Source organism: Mammaliicoccus fleurettii, assembly GCF_003970575.1.
Lineage (GTDB): Bacteria > Bacillota > Bacilli > Staphylococcales > Staphylococcaceae > Mammaliicoccus > Mammaliicoccus fleurettii.
Genome location: NZ_RXWZ01000216.1, coordinates 1 through 538 on the forward strand (window position 1 = coordinate 1; position 538 = coordinate 538).

The following is a 538-nucleotide window of genomic DNA, read 5'->3' on the forward strand; positions in this document are numbered from 1 at the left end:
CAATATCAAGGTATTTATGGTTATAGACGCATTTATATCTATATCCGTCTTAAATTAAATAAACGTGTAAATCATAAGCGTGTTTATAGGCTAATGAAACAATTAAAATTAAAAGCTATTATACGTCGCAAAGCTAAGCGATATAAGCTTTTTACTCCTGAAGTAACTGCGCAAAATATTCTAAATAGATCATTTAATGAAAGTAAGAAAAATAAGAAATGGTTAACAGATGTGACTGAATTCAAATTAAAAAATGGTAATAAAATATACTTAAGTGCGATTTATGATTTAGGTAGTAAAACAATTTTAAGCTATGAATTGAGTAGTTCAAATAATAACCAATTAGTATTTAATACGCTTGAAAAAGCAGTTAAACAAGTAAAAAATACCAAGGGTATTATATTTCATAGCGATAGAGGGTTTCAATATACTTCTAGAAGTTTCAAAACAAAATTAAAAAAGCATAAAATGATTCAAAGTATGTCACGTGTAGGCTGTTGTATTGATAATGGACCTATGGAATCAGTATGGGGAATGA

Annotated in this window: 1 protein-coding gene; it reads left to right on the forward strand. The window is 27.5% G+C overall.

What is annotated here, in order from left to right; genetic code table 11:
• The coding region (locus CD129_RS12590) for an IS3 family transposase (RefSeq protein WP_126577760.1) at positions 1-538 on the forward strand (538 nt) is incomplete at both ends.